This window comes from Streptomyces sp. NPDC111744 (genome assembly GCF_055634995.1).
Genome location: NZ_JBVKCG010000004.1, coordinates 166,291 through 183,239, shown reverse-complemented (window position 1 = coordinate 183,239; position 16,949 = coordinate 166,291). Strand labels below are relative to the sequence as shown.

Here is a 16,949-nt window from a genome sequence, read left to right as displayed (position 1 = left end):
TCCCGTAGGGGCCGACCGGGAGCGGTGGCGGACGGTTAGAGTCGCTGACCCCCTCGCGCTCCGGGAGTGACCCTTGGCCACGCTTGACGCCACCTCCGCACCCACGGAACACCCCGCACCCCCCACCCAACGCCGTTCCAGTGCACCCCCCGTGCAGCGACCGGCCGCCCCGGCCGTCCCCGCACAGCCACACTCGGCCACCCTCATCGGCTCCGTGCAGCGTGCGATGCGCCTGCTGGAATGTGTCGCCGGACACGAACACGGCGCCCCCGCCAAACAACTGGCCCGCGAGACCGGCCTCGCGCTGCCCACCGCCTATCACCTGCTGCGCACCCTGGTCCACGAGGGCTATCTGCGCCGTGAGAAGGGGCTGCTCTTCCTCGGTGAAGCGGCGGAGCGGCTGAGCAGCAGCGGAGCGCAGCAGAAACGTCGCAGCGCGGTTGTCGACACCCTCGCCCACTGGCGGGACTTGATCGGTGCACCGGTGTACTACGCGATGTACCGGGACGGCGAGGTCGAGGTCATGTGCGTATCGGACTCCCCAGGCACCCCGGCGGTCGAGGAGTGGGCCGACTTCCGAGAGACCGCGCACGCGCATGCCGTCGGCCAGTGTCTGCTCTTCCAGCTGGACGAGAACACCCGCCGTGACCATCTCGAGCGCTATCCCCTTCAGGCTCTCACCCCGTACACGGTTCGTGACAGCCATGCGCTGCTGCGGCGGCTGGAGCGGACGCGTCGGATGGAGCCGCTGGTGGAGCGCCAGGAGTACGCGCTGGGAACGGTGTGCGCGGCGATCCCCATCACCGTCGGTACCACGGCCGCCACGGTGGCGATCTCCCTCCCCCTCCACCAGGCCGACCGGCTGCTGCCCGCCGCACGGCAGTTGCAGACGGAGGTGGGACGGCATCTGGGTTCGCTGGCGATCGCTATCAGTATCTGAAAACTCACTCCTTGTGATCTCCCGTGTACGTTCAGCAAGATTTGACCACCATCAAAGGGGTAAATCCCGGCCAGTCGGTGTCATATGACGGGGTAGTCGATGCGCGAGTCCGTACAAGCAGATGTCATGATGAGCTTTCTCGTCTCGGAGGAGCTCTCCTTTCGCATCCCCGTGGAGTTGCGCTACGAGACCTGTGATCCATATGCCGTCCGGCTCACCTTCCATCTGCCCGGGGACGCGCCGGTGACCTGGGCCTTCGGCCGTGAGCTGCTGATCGACGGGGTGGGCCGGCCGTGCGGGGAGGGCGATGTGCATATCGCGCCCGCCGATTGCGAGGTACTGGGCGAGGTCCTGATCAGGCTTCAGGTCGGCGGCGACCAGGCGGTGTTCCGGTCCTCGGCGCCACCGCTGGTGGCCTTTCTCGACCGTACCGACAAGCTGGTGCCGCTCGGCCAGGAAGGCGCGCTCGCCGACTTCGACGCCCATCTCGACGAGGCCCTGGACCGCATCCTGGCCGAGGAGCAGAGCGCAGGCTGAAGCGTTACGGCACGGGCCGCGAGCCACTCCACCGAAGGGCGTGAGGACGCGCAGGAACGCTTCTGCGCGTCCCTGTGCGGGCGTCTCGAGCACCGTGCGTCCCTGTGTGAGCGCCGGAACGCTTCTCCTCGCGCGGACCGTCCTCTTACGCCGCCCACCGCCCGCTTACCGCTTCCGGCGCCGCCCTCGCCCGCCGCGCGCCGGGCCCCCCACCGACGCACCGGCCTCCTTGCCCTGTCGGTCGGCTGATACGACCAGGGCTGCGAGGAGTGTGGTGACCGGCACGGAGGCGACGAGGCCGATCGAGCCGACGAGTGTGCGGACGATTTCTTCGGCGACCAGTTCGCTGTTGGCGACGGTGACCACGCTGCTTTGTGCGATGGAGAAGAGCAGGAGCAGGGGGAGGGCGGCGCCGGCGTAGGCGAGGACGAGGGTGTTGACGACGGAGGCGATGTGGTCGCGGCCGATGCGGATGCCTGCCCGGTACAGGCCGCGCCAGCCCATGGTGGGGTTGGCGTCGTGGAGTTCCCAGACGGCTGATGTCTGGGTGACGGTCACGTCGTCGAGGACGCCGAGGGAGCCGATGATGACGCCGGCCAGCAGCAGGCCGCTCATGTCGATCGAGGGGTAGAGGCCGTGGATGAGGCCGGTGTTGTCGTCGGTGTTGCCGGTGAGGGCGGCCCAGTCGATGAACTCCGAGCCGAGGAGGCCGATGAGGCACAGGGAGACCAGGGTGCCGAGGACCGCGACGGAGGTGCGGGCGGACAGGCCGTGGCACATGTAGAGGGCGATCAGCATGATGGCGCTGGAGCCGATCACGGCTACGAGGAGCGGGTTGGAGCCCTGGAGGATCGCGGGGAGGATGAACAGGGTCAGCACCAGGAAGCTGACGGCCAGCGCGACCAGTGCCATCACACCGCGCAGTCGGCCCACCACGACGACGACGAGGGCGAAGATCCCGGCGAGCAGGGCCATGGGGAATTTGCGGTTGACGTCGGTGACGGAGTACTGCAGGTCTTTGGGTGCGGAGGGTTCGTAGGCGACGACGACCTTCTCGCCCTGGTGGAGTTGTCGTGACTGGTCGGGTTGCACGATCTCGGTGAAGGTGCGGCCTGTGTCCTTGCCGGTGTCGACGCGGACTGTGGCTTTTTTGCAGGTGCCGTCGTGTTCTTGCTGTGCTGAGCTGCCTCCGGCGGTGGAGGTGTCGCCGGTCGGTGTCTCGCTGGAGGCGTTGACCGATTTGCAGCTGACGGAGTCGACTTTGCTGACGGTGGCGGCTTGGGTCTGGCGGTCGAAGCCGACGCCGGTGCGTTCGTGGGGTGGTGCGCCGCCGGGCCACAAGATCACGAGGCCGGCGATGACCGCGGCGGTGAAGGGGATGAGGATCGCTGCGATGACCTTGCGCAGGTGCTTGGAGACCGGCGCGGCGGGTCCGTGGCTGTGGCTGTGCGAGTGACCGTGCCCGCCACCTGCCCCCGAGCCGCCCTGACCGGGTCCCTGAGCGGGCGGGTGGCCGTGGGCATGGCCGTTGTCGCGACTGTGGGCAGGCTTCTGGTCGTAGTGCTGACCCTGTCCGTGGTCGTGTCCATCACCGGCACCATGGCCCCCGTGGCCGGTTCCGCCACCCTGGGCGGTGCTGTTGCCGCGGCTCGGGTCGGGGGGCGGGTAGGGGGGCTGCCGTGTCGTGGTCACCGCCCGATCATCGCAAGAAGGGCAGGGGCCCTCTGTTCACCGCGCCCGAATTGACGCTAGCGTGGAGGCACCTTTGCACACGCGGGAGCTCGGAGCACCGGGCTGAGAGGGCGCTGACCTCCGTATTCGCGATGTTTCACGTGGAACGAGTGATGTTTCACATGAAACGCCGCCCGACGGAAGCCGCTGCGTCGACCGCCGAACCTGTTACCGGGTAATGCCGGCGTAGGGAGTAGGTCAAATGACCAACAAGGACGCACGCACGCCTGCCTTCACTCAGGACGAACAGCCCATTGCGGGCGAACTGTCCCAGGAGGCCGGGAAGTCCATCGGCTGGCACAAGGGGTATGTCGAGGGCTCGCGCCCCGACCTCCGGGTGCCGGTCCGTCAGGTGCATCTCACCAACGGGCAGTCGGTCACGCTCTACGACACCTCCGGCCCGTACACCGATTCGACCGTCGAGACCGACGTCCGCAGGGGCCTGCCTCCACTGCGGGAGAACTGGATCATCGCCCGTGGTGACACGGCCGAGTACGCAGGCCGTCCCGTCCGTCCCGAGGACGACGGGCTCAAGCACACCTCGCCGCGTGGCGGGCTGCGCAACCTGGACGCGGTCTTCCCGGGCCGCCCGCGCCAGCCGCGCCGCAGCCGGGACGGTGAGGCGGTCACCCAGCTGGCGTATGCCCTCAGGGGTGAGATCACCCCGGAGATGGAGTACGTGGCCATCCGCGAAAACGTCTCTGCCGAGATCGTCCGCGAGGAGATCGCGGCGGGACGGGCCGTGCTGCCGACCAACGTCAACCACCCGGAGATCGAGCCGATGATCATCGGCAAGCGGTTCCTGGTGAAGGTCAACGCCAACATCGGCAACTCCGCGGTGACCTCCTCGATCGAGGAGGAGGTGGAGAAGATGACCTGGGCTACCCGCTGGGGCGCCGACACGGTCATGGATCTGTCCACCGGGCGCAACATCCACACCACCCGCGAGTGGGTGCTGCGCAACTCCCCCGTTCCCATCGGCACCGTTCCGCTCTACCAGGCCCTGGAGAAGGTCGACGGCAGGGCCGAGGAGCTGACCTGGGAGATCTACAAGGACACGGTCATCGAACAGGCCGAGCAGGGTGTGGACTACATGACCGTCCACGCGGGCGTGCGCCTGCCGTACGTGCCGCTCACCGCCAACCGCAAGACCGGCATCGTCTCGCGCGGCGGCTCGATCATGGCGGCCTGGTGCCTCGCACACCACAAGGAATCATTCCTGTACGAGAACTTCGAGGAACTCTGCGAGATCCTCGCCGCCTACGACGTCACGTACTCGCTGGGTGACGGCCTGCGCCCCGGCTCCATCGCGGACGCCAACGACGAGGCCCAGTTCGCGGAGTTGCGCACGCTCGGGGAACTCAACCGGATCGCCAAGCGTTTCCATGTACAGACGATGATCGAGGGCCCGGGCCATGTCCCGATGCACAAGATCAAGGAGAACATCGACCTTCAGCAGGAGATCTGCGATGAAGCTCCGTTCTATACGCTCGGCCCGCTGACCACGGACGTCGCACCGGCGTACGACCACATCACCTCCGGCATCGGCGCCGCGATGATCGCTTGGTGGGGCACGGCGATGCTGTGCTACGTCACCCCCAAGGAGCACCTGGGCCTGCCCAACCGGGACGACGTCAAGTCCGGCGTGATCACCTACAAGATCGCCGCCCATGCGGCCGACCTCGCCAAGGGCCACCCGGGCGCGCAGGACTGGGACGACGCGCTGTCCGACGCCCGCTTCGAGTTCCGGTGGGAGGACCAGTTCAACCTCGCCCTCGACCCGGACACGGCCCGCGAGTTCCACGACGAGACGCTTCCGGCCGAGCCGGCGAAGACGGCCCACTTCTGCTCGATGTGCGGGCCGAAGTTCTGCTCGATGAAGATCTCGCAGGACATCCGTCGCGAACACGGCGGTAGCCGGGCCGAGATCGAGGAGGGGATGGTGCAGAAGTCCAAGGAGTTCGCGGCCGCGGGCAACCGGGTCTATCTGCCGATCGCCGACTGACGAGGGTCACGGGAGGCGTGCCGGAGTCTCTGCAGGCAGGCAGGCTCCGGCAGATGGGTGGGCTGGTGAAGGCCATCACCGACTGGGCGCAGGCGAACAGCGCCGCCGTCCGGGCGGCACGGGAGGAGTTCGACGAGCGCTCCGCCCGGCTCCCCGGCTCTGCCTCGTAGACCGGGTGTCCGGCCTGCGCCCCCGGGCGGGGGCGCAAGCCGGGTTATTCCGGCTGGTGTTCCGGGCCTCCGAAGTCCGGGCTGGTGTAGTCCGGGCTGGTGAAGCTCGGCCGGGGGGCCGGTGTGGTGCGGTCGTCGGTGCTGAAACCAGGGCGGTCGTAGCCGAGGCGCGGCATCCGGTTGCCCGGGCCCGACGGGGTCGTACGGTGCAGTCCGGCTGTGCCGGGTTCGGTGGCCAGCGCTTCCCGCAGGAAGGGCAGGATGCCGCGTTCGAGCAGGGCGTCCCGCCAGGCGTCCCTTGCCTTGGCCACCTCCCCACCGGGTTCGCCGTAGGCTCCGGCCTCCAGTGAGGGGCTGTTGCGCAGTGCGGTGAGCAGCAGCCCCGCGCCGGCCATGAGGATGGCGGCCGCGGTCACGACGCCGAAGACCCAGCCGGCGGTGAGCATGGTCTGGGCGAACGCCGGGGCCGGGTCCAGCATCTTCAGGACGTAGCCGACGAGCAGGAAGATCGCGGCGGCGGTACCGGCGAGCACGGGCGCCAGGACCAGGGCGAGGGCGAAACCGCCGGCGCCCGTGGTCTCGGCGGCCTCGCCGAGGGTGGTGGCGAGCCCCATCGCACCGCCCGTGGCCGACTCCGCCGAGTCGGACTCCTGGACGGTGGCTGGGGTGGACCGCGCCGGATTGCGCAGTTCCTCGCGGACCTTCACATAGTGCTGGTACTCGGTCGCCGCGGCCGCCGCTATCAGTGCGGTGGCGTTGAGCGCCATGGTGCGCAGCTGTTCGGTGTTCAAACGCTGGCCGGCACCGGCCAGTTCGGGACGGTAAGGGGCGGAGCGCAGCGCCTCATCGAGGATCCGCTCGTATTCCTGGCGGTCCTCGCTGTGCAGGTGCTGCGGAACGCTGTTCATGTGCATCCCCCGATGCTCCGTAGGGCTTGGGGCTCGCACGCCGGCGAGCCGTCGGGCAGAAACGGAGGGGAGCCTGCTACGGATAAACCGATGGTAGAGCCGTTAAGGCACGCGGTGACAGGGGGTTGCCGGAAATTGGGGATGGCCCGCGTGTGACATCGGGGGACAGAACAGCGTGCCGAACGCTCAGTCGTCCAGCTGAAGTTGCCTGACCAGCAGCTTTCCAGCCATGGTCACTCCGCCGTCCATGGCGATGGCGAGCCCGTCCGCGTAGACGTGCGGTCCCTCCACCACGGGGCCGGTGTTCTCCTCGCCGTCCTCGGAGCCGACTTCCCCCAGCAGATAGGGAATCGGGCTGTGCCCGTGAACGATGCGGGTGCCGCCGTACGTATCGAGAAGGGAACGGACGGCGTCTGCACCCCCCTCGTCGCGGAAGGAGAAGCGTTTGGTGAACTTACGGAACAGGTCCCAGACCTCGTCCGCGTCGTTTCGGGTGATGGTCTCGCGGACCGTGTCGTTGACCGCCTCGATCGAGTCGCCGTAGTCGAGGTAGGCGGTGGTGTCGGAGTGGACGAGCAGATAGCCGTCGACCTCCTCGATCGCGTCGAGGCGGGCCATCCACTGGAGGTGGTGGTCCTGGAGCCGGTCCATGTCGGTCTTCTGCCCGCCGTTGAGCAGCCAGGCCGCCTGGAAGGTGGCGGTGCCCGCGCCGGAGTTGACGGGGGTGTCGCCGAACCGCTTGGCGCCGAGCAGCAGCAGCTCGTGGTTGCCCATGAGGGCCTTGCAGTAGCCGCCGGCCGCGGCCGCCTCGGCGGACAGCCGCATCACCAGGTCGATGACGCCGATGCCGTCGGGACCCCGGTCGGTGAAGTCGCCCAGGAACCAGAGCCGGGCGGTGCCCGCACACCACTGCCCGTCCTCGTCGATCAGCCCCTGCTCCCGGAGTGCGGCGACCAGCTCGTCGAAGTAGCCGTGCACGTCTCCGACGACGTAGAGCGGGCCGGGACCGGCCGCGAGCTGGGCGGCCGGGGCGGCGGCCGGGTCGACGGGCATCTGGAGTGTGTCGCCGCGGTTGACGACGGGCAGGTCGCGCTGGGTGGGCGTGTACCCCTCGGGATATCCGTCGGGGTACGGCTCGTCGAGCGGTGGGGCGAGGTCGCCCGGGTGGGTGCTCTGGACGTACGGGCCGGTCTCGTTGACGTACGCGGGCACCCGGAAGTCGCGCAACGTCGCTGTCCGTTCCGCCTCGGGTCCCTGACCGGCCCCCTGAGTCATCAGACCCCTCCACCATCGCGCCGCATCTGCACCGCTTCGGACTGCCTGGTCGCAGCGGCCCGCGGTGTCGTGGGCCCATCATAGGAATGCCCGTCGCGCCGTGTGATGACCCAGGGGTGGTGAATCGGAACAGGACTCCGGTTCAGCGTGGCTTTCGCCCCGGTTGGGCAGGGGTTCGACCACCCGCCGTTGTCCTGCCGGCTGTCTTTCGACGGCGCCGGGCAGGCGCGTCGGCCGCCTCCGTGTGCGTATGGGCCGTCCATACGTTCACATGGGGTGGCCGTGTGTGCGTACGGGCCGTCCGTGCTACTCCTCCTCCGGTGCCCGCGGCGGGCTGACCGTGGTGCGCTGCGGGCGTCGCTGGGACGAGGTACGCACGATCAGTTCGGTCGGTATCACCTGCTCGACCGGCTGGTCCGACTCCACTCCCTCGATCGCGTCGATGAGGAGCTGTACCACCGCCGTGCCGATACGGCGCGGCTTCAGGGAGAGTGTGGTGATGGGCGGCTCGGTGTTGGCGTAGACGGTCGACTCACTGCAGCACACCAGCAGCAGGTCGTCGGGGACGCGCAGCCCGTAGCGGCGGGCGGCGGCGAGCAGGTCGGTGCCGTTGGGGTCGAAGAGGCCGTAGACGGCGTCGGGGCGGTCCGGGCGGGCCAGCAGCCGGTCGGCGGCGACGGCGCCCGCGCAGGGGTCGTGCGCCGGGTAGGCCTCGTAGACCGGGTCCTGGCCGACGCGTTCGCACCACCGCAGGTAGGCGGTGGTGGACAGATGGGTGTATGTGTCCGTCGTGGTGCCCGTGAGCAGGCCGATCCGGCGGGCGCCCGCGTCGGCGAGATGGTCGAGGATGCCGAGGACGGCGGCTTCGTGGTCGTTGTCCACCCAGGCGGTGACCGGGAGCGAGCCGGCCGGGCGGCCGTCGGAGACCACCGGCAGCCCCTGCCGGACCAGCTCACTGACCACCGGGTCCTGGTCGGAGGGGTCGATGACGACCGTGCCGTCCAGGGCGACGTTCGACCACACGTCGTGGCGTGAGGTCGCGGGCAGGATCACCAGGGCGTAGCCGCGGGCGAGCGCTGCCGAGGTGGCGGCCCGTGCCATCTCGGCGAAGTACGCGAACTCGGTGAAGGTGAAAGGTTCATCCCCGTACGTCGTCACGGTCAGGCCGATCAGTCCCGACTTGCCGGTACGGAGGGTGCGGGCGGCGGCCGAGGGGCGGTACCCCAGCCGGTCGGCTACCTCGCGGACATGGCGCCGGGTGGCATCCGGGAGCCGGCCCTTGCCGTTCAGGGCGTCGGAGACGGTCGTGATGGAGACTCCGGCGGCGGCGGCCACGTCTCTGATGCCCGCCCGGCCCGGCCGGCTGCCTCGCCGAGAGGTTTCCGCGCGGCTCACCTGGTGCTTCCCTGCTGCTGTCATGGCGAGCCGATAGTAGGGCTCAGGCGGTGGGGTAGTGCGGACGCATATGCACGCGTTGACAGGCACGTTTCTGCAAGGTCAAATTGGGTCAACTAACTTAGAAACAAAGTCAGTTGAACGATCCAATGGTGAGACTTGACTTGTCGGCACGCATGGGCCTGCCGACTGCCCGATGTCTCGAAGAGGTCTCAACTCACCTTCACGGGTGATGCGCGCCACGGCGCGAGCCACCGGCGCGTAGATATATGTAGGGCGCGCCCCCGAAAAATGCGCCTTCGTGCGGTGATGCCCGTGATGCCGGTGGGACGGAGAGGTCAGATCCTCGGCTGCTTGCTCGCTCCGCCGCTGTACGCAGCGGGGCCGAATCCTCATAAGGTGAGCAGTATTGGATGTCGGCGGCGCGGACGGTCCGCCGGTGGTCGCGAGGAGGACTGCGGTGAGCGAGACGAGCCCCAAGCTGCGCGCCGAGCTGGAGGGTATCCCCACCTACAAGCCGGGCAAGCCTGCCGCGGCCGACGGCCCGGCCGCCTACAAGCTCTCCTCCAACGAGAACCCGTACCCTCCGCTGCCCGGCGTGATGGAGTCCGTGACCACGGCCGCTGCCGCCTTCAACCGCTACCCGGACATGGCGTGCACGGGGCTGATGAACGAGCTGTCGGACCGCTTCGGCGTCCCGCTCGGCCATCTGGCCACCGGCACCGGCTCGGTCGGCGTGGCCCAGCAGCTGGTCCAGGCCACCAGCGGCGCCGGCGACGAGGTGATCTACGCCTGGCGGTCCTTCGAGGCGTACCCGATCATCACGCAGATCAGCGGTGCCCGCCCGGTCCAGGTGCCGCTCACGTCCGGCGATGTGCACGACCTGGACGCGATGGCCGACGCGATCACCGACCGCACCCGGCTGATCTTCGTCTGCAACCCCAACAACCCGACGGGCACGGTCGTGAAACGGGCCGAGCTGGAGCGGTTCCTGGACCGTGTGCCGGGTGATGTGCTGGTGGTCCTTGACGAGGCCTACCGGGAGTTCATACGCGACCCCGAGGTGCCCGACGGCGTCGAGATCTACCGGGAACGGCCGAACGTCTGTGTCCTGCGGACCTTCTCCAAGGCCTACGGCCTCGCCGGACTGCGCGTCGGCTTCGCGATCGCCCATGAGCCGGTGGCGGCGGCGCTGCGCAAGACGGCGGTGCCGTTCGGCGTGAGCCAGCTCGCCCAGGAGGCGGCGATCGCCTCGCTGCGGGCGGAGGACGAGCTGCTTGGCCGGGTCGGCTCGCTGGTGTGCGAGCGGCAGCGCGTGGTCGGGACGCTCCGCGCTCAGGGCTGGACGGTGCCCGAGACCCAGGCCAACTTCGTGTGGCTGCGGCTGGGGGAGCGTACGACGGCCTTCGCGCAGCTCTGCGAGGAGCACGGCGCGGTCATCCGGCCGTTCCCGGGCGAGGGCGTCCGGGTGACGGTCGGGGAGACCGAGGCCAACGACATCTTCCTGAAGGCGGCGGAGAACTTTCGTAAGGAGATCTAGCCGCAAGGAGCTCCAGCAGTCGGCCAGTTCCACGCGTACGGGGTCGCCGTTGAGGCGGCCCCGTTGTCGTATGGGTTTCACGTGAAACCGAGGGCCGTGGGCGACGTGACGGAGAAGACAGGACCCCCCTGACCACATCGAAAATCGGTGCGCCATAATGGCTTGTGAATGTGAATGCATTCACAAGCGTGTCCCGTTTGCTCCGTGATGTACGCGACAAAGGGGGCAAACTGCCGCTGTATCACGGCGACGGAAGGAGACTGACGACGTGGACCTGGCCCTGGCGCCGGAGACATTGGCGCGTTGGCAGTTCGGCATCACCACCGTCTACCACTTCCTGTTCGTCCCGCTGACGATCTCGCTGGCCGCCCTCACGGCCGGTCTGCAGACCGCCTGGGTGCGCACGGAGAAGGAGAAGTACCTCAGGGCGACCAAGTTCTGGGGCAAGCTCTTCCTGATCAACATCGCGATGGGCGTCGTCACCGGCATCGTGCAGGAGTTCCAGTTCGGCATGAACTGGTCGGACTACTCGCGGTTCGTCGGTGACATCTTCGGCGCCCCGCTCGCCTTCGAGGCGCTGATCGCGTTCTTCTTCGAGTCCACCTTCATAGGACTGTGGATCTTCGGCTGGGACAAGCTGCCCAAGAAGATCCATCTGGCCTGTATCTGGATGGTCTCCATCGGCACGATCCTGTCCGCCTACTTCATCCTCGCGGCCAACTCCTGGATGCAGCACCCCGTCGGCTACAAGATCGACAAGGTGAAGGGACGCGCCGAGCTGACGGACTTCTGGGCCGTCCTGACCCAGAACACCGCACTGGCCCAGGCCTTCCACACGCTGACCGCGTCCTTCCTGACCGGCGGCGCCTTCATGGTCGGCATCGCCGCCTTCCACCTGTTCCGCAAGAAGCACATCACCGTGATGAAGACCTCGCTGCGGCTGGGCCTGGTCACCGTCGTCATCGCCGGCCTGCTCACCGCGATCAGCGGAGACACCCTCGGCAAGGTCATGTTCAAGCAGCAGCCGATGAAGATGGCCGCCGCCGAGGCCCTGTGGGACGGCCAGAACTCGGCACCGTTCTCGGTCTTCGCCTACGGCGACGTGAGCAAGGGCCACAACAGCGTCGAGCTGTCGGTCCCCGGCATCCTGTCGTTCCTCGCCGACGACGACTTCAACTCGTACGTCCCCGGCATCAACGACACCAACAAGGCCGAACAGCAGAAGTACGGTCCGGGCGACTACCGCCCGATCATCCCCGTCACATTTTGGGCGTTCCGCTGGATGATCGGCTTCGGCATGGCGTCCTTCGCCATCGGCCTGGTCGGACTCTGGCTGACCCGCAAGAAGTTCATGCTGCCGCAGCATCTGCGGGTCGGCGAGGACGAGGTGCCGCATCTGGTCCTCTTCAAGAACAAGGCCCTCAGCCCGAAGCTCGGCAGGCTGTACTGGCTGGTGGCGATCTGGACGCTGGGCTTCCCGCTGATAGCCAACTCCTGGGGCTGGATCTTCACCGAGATGGGCCGGCAGCCGTGGGTCGTCTACGGCGTCCTGCAGACCCGTGACGCCGTCTCCCCCGGTGTCTCCCAGGCCGAGATCCTCATCTCGATGATCACCTTCACCGCGCTCTACGCCGTCCTCGCCGTCATCGAGGTCAAGCTGCTCGTGAAGTACGTCAAGGCCGGCCCGCCCGAGCTCACCGAGGACGACCTCAATCCGCCCACGAAGATCGGCGGCGAGGCCCGTGACGCCGACAAGCCGATGGCCTTCTCGTACTAGGTCGAGGGAGACGCAGTCATGGAACTTCACGACGTCTGGTTCGTCCTGATCGCCGTCCTGTGGACCGGCTACTTCTTCCTGGAGGGCTTCGACTTCGGGGTCGGCATCCTCACCAAGCTGCTCGCCCGCGACCGCATGGAGAAGCGGGTGCTGATCAACACGATCGGCCCGGTCTGGGACGGCAACGAGGTGTGGCTGCTCACCGCGGGCGGCGCGACCTTCGCTGCCTTCCCCGAGTGGTACGCCACGCTTTTCTCCGGCTTCTACCTGCCCCTGCTGGTCATCCTGGTCTGCCTGATCGTCCGGGGTGTCGCCTTCGAGTACCGGGCGAAGCGGCCCGAGGAGAACTGGCAGCGCAACTGGGAGACCGCGATCTTCTGGACCTCGCTCATCCCGGCGTTCCTGTGGGGCGTGGCCTTCGGGAACATCGTGCGGGGCGTGAAGATCGACCAGAACTTCAACTACGTCGGCGACGTCTGGGACCTGCTCAACCCGTACGCCCTGCTCGGCGGACTGGTGACGCTGACCCTGTTCACCTTCCACGGGGCGGTGTTCACCGCGCTCAAGACCGTCGGTGACATCCGGGTACGGGCGCGGAAGCTGGCGAGCAAGGCCGGTCTGCTCGTCGCCGCGCTGGCGCTGGTCTTCCTGCTGTGGACCCAGGTCGACAGCGGTGACGGCAAGAGTCTGGTGGCCCTGGTCGTGGCGGTCGTCGCGCTGGTCGCCGCCCTGGGCGCTAACTTGCGGGGCCGTGAGGGATGGGCGTTCGCTCTGTCCGGCATCACCATCGTGGCCACCGTGGCGATGCTCTTCCTGTCGCTCTTCCCGAACGTCATGCCGTCGTCGCTCAACGCGGACTGGAACCTCACGGTCACCAACGCCTCGTCGAGCCCGTACACCCTGAAGATCATGACGTGGCTCGCGGCGATCGCCACGCCGCTCGTCGTGCTCTACCAGGGGTGGACGTACTGGGTGTTCCGCAAGCGGATCGGTACGCAGCACATCGCAGCCGAAGCCGCGCACTGAGTCCGAAGAGAGGGTGTTTCACGTGAAACACCCTCTTGGGACCGAAGGGGCATGTTTCACGTGAAACCAATCGACCCACGTCTCCTCCGCTACGCCCGTGCCACCCGCCTCTTCCTCGTGGCGGTGGTCGGTCTGGGTGCCCTCGGCGCCGGGCTGGTCATCGCCCAGGCAATGCTCATCGCCGAAGTGGTGGTCGGCGCCTTCCAGCACGGCGACTCGGTATCCGAACTCCGCACTCGCCTGCTGCTGTTGGTGGCCGTCGCCATCGGCAGGGCGCTGGTCTCCTGGCTGACCGAGCTGGCCGCGCACCGGGCGAGCGCGGCGGTCAAGTCGGAACTGCGGGGGCGGCTTCTCGACCGTGCTGTAGCACTCGGTCCGGGCTGGCTGAGCGGTCAGCGGACCGGGGCGCTGGTCAACCTCGCCACGCGCGGAGTCGACGCCCTCGACGACTACTTCTCCCGCTACCTGCCCCAGTTGGGGCTCGCGGTGGCCGTACCGGTCGCGGTGCTGGCCCGGATCGTCACCGAGGACTGGGTCTCCGCGGCGATCATCGTCGGGACCCTGCCCCTCATCCCGCTCTTCATGGTGTTGATCGGCTGGGCCACGCAGTCCCGTACGGAGAGTCAGTGGCGGCTGCTGTCCCGGCTGTCCGGCCACTTCCTGGATGTGGTCGCCGGGCTGCCCACGCTGAAGGTGTTCGGGCGGGCCAAGGCGCAGGCCGAGTCCATCCGCCGGATCACCGGTGAGTACCGGCAGGCGACCATGCGCACCCTGCGGATCGCCTTCCTCTCCTCCTTCGCACTGGAGCTGCTCGCCACGCTGTCGGTGGCGCTGGTCGCCGTGACCATCGGTATGAGGCTGGTGCACGGCGACATGGACCTCTACATCGGGCTGGTCATCCTGCTGCTGGCGCCCGAGGCATACCTCCCGCTGCGGCAGGTGGGTGCCCAGTTCCACGCGGCGGCGGAGGGGCTCGCGGCGGCGGAGGAGATCTTCGCGGTGCTGGAGACGCCGATGCCGCTGTCCGGGGCGGAGGACGTCCCTCCTGAGGCTTCTCTGGCCTTCGAGGGAGTGACTGTCCGCTACCCGGGTCGCTCGGCGGCCGCGGTGACCGACGTGTCGTTCACCGTGGAACCCGGCGAGACCGTCGCGCTGGTCGGCCCGAGTGGAGTGGGCAAGTCGACGCTGCTGAACGTGCTGCTGGGGTTCGTGCAGCCGGTGGCGGGCCGCGTGCTGATCGGGGGAGCCGAGCTGGGTGAGGTGGATCTGGAGGCGTGGCGGTCGCGGATCGCGTGGGTGCCGCAGCGGCCGCATCTGTACGCCGGGACGATCGCCGACAACGTACGGCTCGCGCGTCCCGCCGCGGACGACGACGCGGTACGGCGGGCGTTGGGGGACGCGGGGGCGCTGGAGTTCGTGGACGCGTTGCCGGAGGGCGCCGGGACCGTGCTCGGCGAGGACGGGGCCGGACTGTCCGCCGGGCAGCGGCAGCGGCTGTCGCTGGCGCGGGCCTTCCTGGCTGACCGGCCTGTGCTGTTGCTCGATGAGCCGACAGCTGCGCTGGACGGGGCGACCGAGGCGGAGGTCGTGGCGGCGGTACGACGGCTTGCCGCGGGGCGGACGGTGTTGCTGGTGGTGCACCGGCCGGCGTTGCTCTCGGCGGCGGACCGGGTGGTGAGGCTCTCCGGCAGCGAGGCCCCCAGTGGGCTCCGCCCCCTGGACCCCCAGCGCCTTCCCCCACCCACCACCCGACTTGGTCAAGAGGTGAGCGAGGAGCTCGATCGGTCGGGGAGTGGCTCGGTGGAGCAGCCCGGTCTGTCTGCACGTGGCCCTGTGGAGTCTGGGGCCGTGCGTCGCCGGAGTGTTCTGGCTCGGGTTCGGGCGACCTCTGGGGCCAGGCGAGGGCGATTGTTGCTCGCTCTCCTGCTCGGGGCTCTCGCGCTCGGCAGCGCCGTGGGGCTGATGGCGACCTCCGGGTGGCTGATCTCGCGGGCCTCGCAGCAGCCGCCGGTGCTGTATCTGATGGTCGCCGTGACGGCCACGCGGGCCTTCGGGATCGGGCGGGCCGTGTTCCGGTACAGCGAGCGGCTTGTGTCGCACGACGCCGTGCTGCGGATGCTGGCCGACACCCGGGTCGCCGTGTACCGGCGGCTTGAGCGGCTCGCACCTGCCGGGCTCCGGGCGACCAGGCGCGGGGATCTGCTCAGCCGGCTGGTCGCCGACGTGGACACCATGCAGGACTACTGGCTGCGGTGGTTGCTGCCCGCCGGGGTCGCGGTGGCCGTGTCCGCCGGGGCCGTGGGGTTCACGGCCTGGCTGTTGCCCGAGGCGGGGGCCGCACTGACCGTGGGGCTGTTGGCCGCCGGTGTCGGTGTTCCGCTGGTGACCTCCGCCGTGGCCCGGCGCGCCGAGCAGCGGCTGGCGCCCGCCCGCGGATTGCTCGCGACCCGGGTGACCGACCTGCTCACCGGCACCGCCGAGCTGACCGTCGCAGGCGCGCTGCCCGCCCGTACCGACGAGGCCCGGCGGGCCGACGGCACGCTCACCCGGATCGCCTCGCGGGCCGCCACCGCCACCGCGCTCGGTGACGGACTGACCGCTCTGCTGACGGGCCTGACCGTCGCCGCCACGGCGCTGCTGGGCGCCCAGGGGGTCGCCCACGGCCGGCTGAACGGGGTGGCGATGGCGGTCGTCGTACTCACTCCACTGGCCGCCTTCGAGGCCGTACTGGGGCTGCCGCTCGCCGTGCGGCACCGACAGCGGGTGCGCAAGAGCGCCGAACGCATCTACGAGGTGCTGGACGCGCCCGAGCCCGTGCGGGAACCCGAGCGGCCGCGCCAGGCGCCCGCCACGCCCTTCCCCGTCGTACTGAAGGGCCTGTCCGCCCGCCACGAGGGCCAGCGTCGGGACGCGCTCACCGGGCTCGACGTCACCCTCCACGAGGGTCGCCGGGTCGCCGTGGTCGGTCCCTCCGGCTCCGGCAAGACGACCCTCGCCCAGGTCCTGCTGCGGTTCCTCGACCCGGACGCGGGCTCCTACACGCTCGCTGGCGTGGACGCGTACGCCATGGACAGCGACGACGTACGCCGGCTCGTCGGGCTGTGCGCCCAGGACGCCCACCTCTTCGACAGTTCCGTACGCGAGAACCTGCTGCTCGCCCGAAAGGACGCCACCGAGAAGGACCTGCGGGACGCGCTGGGCCGGGCCCGGCTGCTGGCCTGGGTGGACGGGCTGCCCGACGGGCTGGACACTCTCGTCGGCGAGCACGGGGCTCGGCTGTCCGGCGGGCAGCGGCAGCGGCTGGCGCTCGCCCGGGCGCTGCTGGCGGACTTTCCGGTCCTGGTCCTGGACGAGCCCGCCGAGCATCTCGACCTGCCCACGGCGGACGCGCTCACCGCGGATCTGCTGGCCGCCACCGAGGGCCGTACGACGGTGCTCATCACCCACCGGCTGGCAGGCCTGGAGGCCGTGGACGAGGTGATCGTGCTCGACGAGGGCCGGGTGGTGCAGCGCGGGCCGTACACGCAGCTGGCCGCCGTGTCCGGGCCGTTGCGGGGGATGGCCGAGCGGGAGGTGGCGGCGGAGTCGCTGGTGGGAGAACCCCAAGGCCTGGTGGGGGCGCCTTAGGGCCTGGCGGGAGAGCCT

11 protein-coding genes are annotated in these 16,949 nt (G+C 69.1%); 7 read left to right on the top strand and 4 right to left on the bottom strand.

What is annotated here, in order from left to right; all coding sequences use genetic code 11:
- The first annotated feature begins 151 nt into the window (after window positions 1-151).
- Window positions 152-940 carry an IclR family transcriptional regulator gene (locus tag ACZ7OO_RS11020; RefSeq protein ID WP_471504250.1) on the top strand — a complete coding sequence of 263 codons (789 nt, stop codon included), beginning with the start codon at window positions 152-154 and terminating at the stop codon, window positions 938-940.
- A 99-nt stretch (window positions 941-1,039) separates the two neighbouring features.
- Entirely contained in the window at window positions 1,040-1,477 is a 438-nt protein-coding gene (locus ACZ7OO_RS11015) for an SsgA family sporulation/cell division regulator (RefSeq protein WP_471503688.1), read from the top strand.
- Between the two features lie 165 nt (window positions 1,478-1,642).
- On the opposite strand, the gene ACZ7OO_RS11010 is transcribed toward ACZ7OO_RS11015, so the two are convergent.
- A complete protein-coding gene (locus tag ACZ7OO_RS11010; protein WP_471503686.1) occupies window positions 1,643-3,169 on the bottom strand; it encodes a YibE/F family protein in 1,527 nt (508 codons plus the stop codon).
- Window positions 3,170-3,410: 241 nt separating this feature from the next.
- On the opposite strand from ACZ7OO_RS11010, the gene thiC reads away from it, so the two are divergent.
- Window positions 3,411-5,213 (top strand): phosphomethylpyrimidine synthase ThiC, encoded by a 1,803-nt coding sequence (gene thiC / locus ACZ7OO_RS11005; RefSeq protein ID WP_471503684.1) that lies wholly within the window; start codon window positions 3,411-3,413, stop codon window positions 5,211-5,213.
- Between the two features lie 214 nt (window positions 5,214-5,427).
- Here the strand turns inward: thiC and ACZ7OO_RS11000 are convergent, their stop codons facing one another.
- The 3 genes from ACZ7OO_RS11000 to ACZ7OO_RS10990 all read right to left on the bottom strand — a co-directional run bounded on the left by ACZ7OO_RS11000 (window position 5,428) and on the right by ACZ7OO_RS10990 (window position 8,985).
- Window positions 5,428-6,297 (bottom strand): hypothetical protein, encoded by an 870-nt coding sequence (locus ACZ7OO_RS11000; RefSeq protein ID WP_471503682.1) that lies wholly within the window; start codon window positions 6,295-6,297, stop codon window positions 5,428-5,430.
- Between the two features lie 180 nt (window positions 6,298-6,477).
- Window positions 6,478-7,566, bottom strand: a complete 1,089-nt coding sequence (locus ACZ7OO_RS10995) for a metallophosphoesterase family protein (protein ID WP_471503680.1) — start codon at window positions 7,564-7,566, stop codon at window positions 6,478-6,480.
- A 306-nt stretch (window positions 7,567-7,872) separates the two neighbouring features.
- Entirely contained in the window at window positions 7,873-8,985 is a 1,113-nt protein-coding gene (locus ACZ7OO_RS10990; RefSeq protein ID WP_351748148.1) for a LacI family DNA-binding transcriptional regulator, read from the bottom strand.
- 436 nt (window positions 8,986-9,421) lie between these two features.
- Here ACZ7OO_RS10990 and hisC point away from each other — a divergent pair, with 436 nt between their 5' ends.
- From hisC to cydD, 4 genes are all read left to right on the top strand, one after another.
- Window positions 9,422-10,501: a histidinol-phosphate transaminase gene (hisC, locus tag ACZ7OO_RS10985; protein WP_471503677.1), complete on the top strand. Its 1,080-nt coding sequence runs from the start codon at window positions 9,422-9,424 to the stop codon at window positions 10,499-10,501.
- 268 nt (window positions 10,502-10,769) lie between these two features.
- Window positions 10,770-12,278, top strand: a complete 1,509-nt coding sequence (locus tag ACZ7OO_RS10980) for a cytochrome ubiquinol oxidase subunit I (protein ID WP_471503675.1) — start codon at window positions 10,770-10,772, stop codon at window positions 12,276-12,278.
- Between the two features lie 18 nt (window positions 12,279-12,296).
- Window positions 12,297-13,304 carry a cytochrome d ubiquinol oxidase subunit II gene (gene cydB, locus ACZ7OO_RS10975; protein ID WP_471503673.1) on the top strand — a complete coding sequence of 336 codons (1,008 nt, stop codon included), beginning with the start codon at window positions 12,297-12,299 and terminating at the stop codon, window positions 13,302-13,304.
- Between the two features lie 60 nt (window positions 13,305-13,364).
- A complete protein-coding gene (gene cydD, locus ACZ7OO_RS10970) occupies window positions 13,365-16,931 on the top strand; it encodes a thiol reductant ABC exporter subunit CydD (RefSeq protein ID WP_471503671.1) in 3,567 nt (1,188 codons plus the stop codon).
- Window positions 16,932-16,949 lie beyond the last annotated feature (18 nt).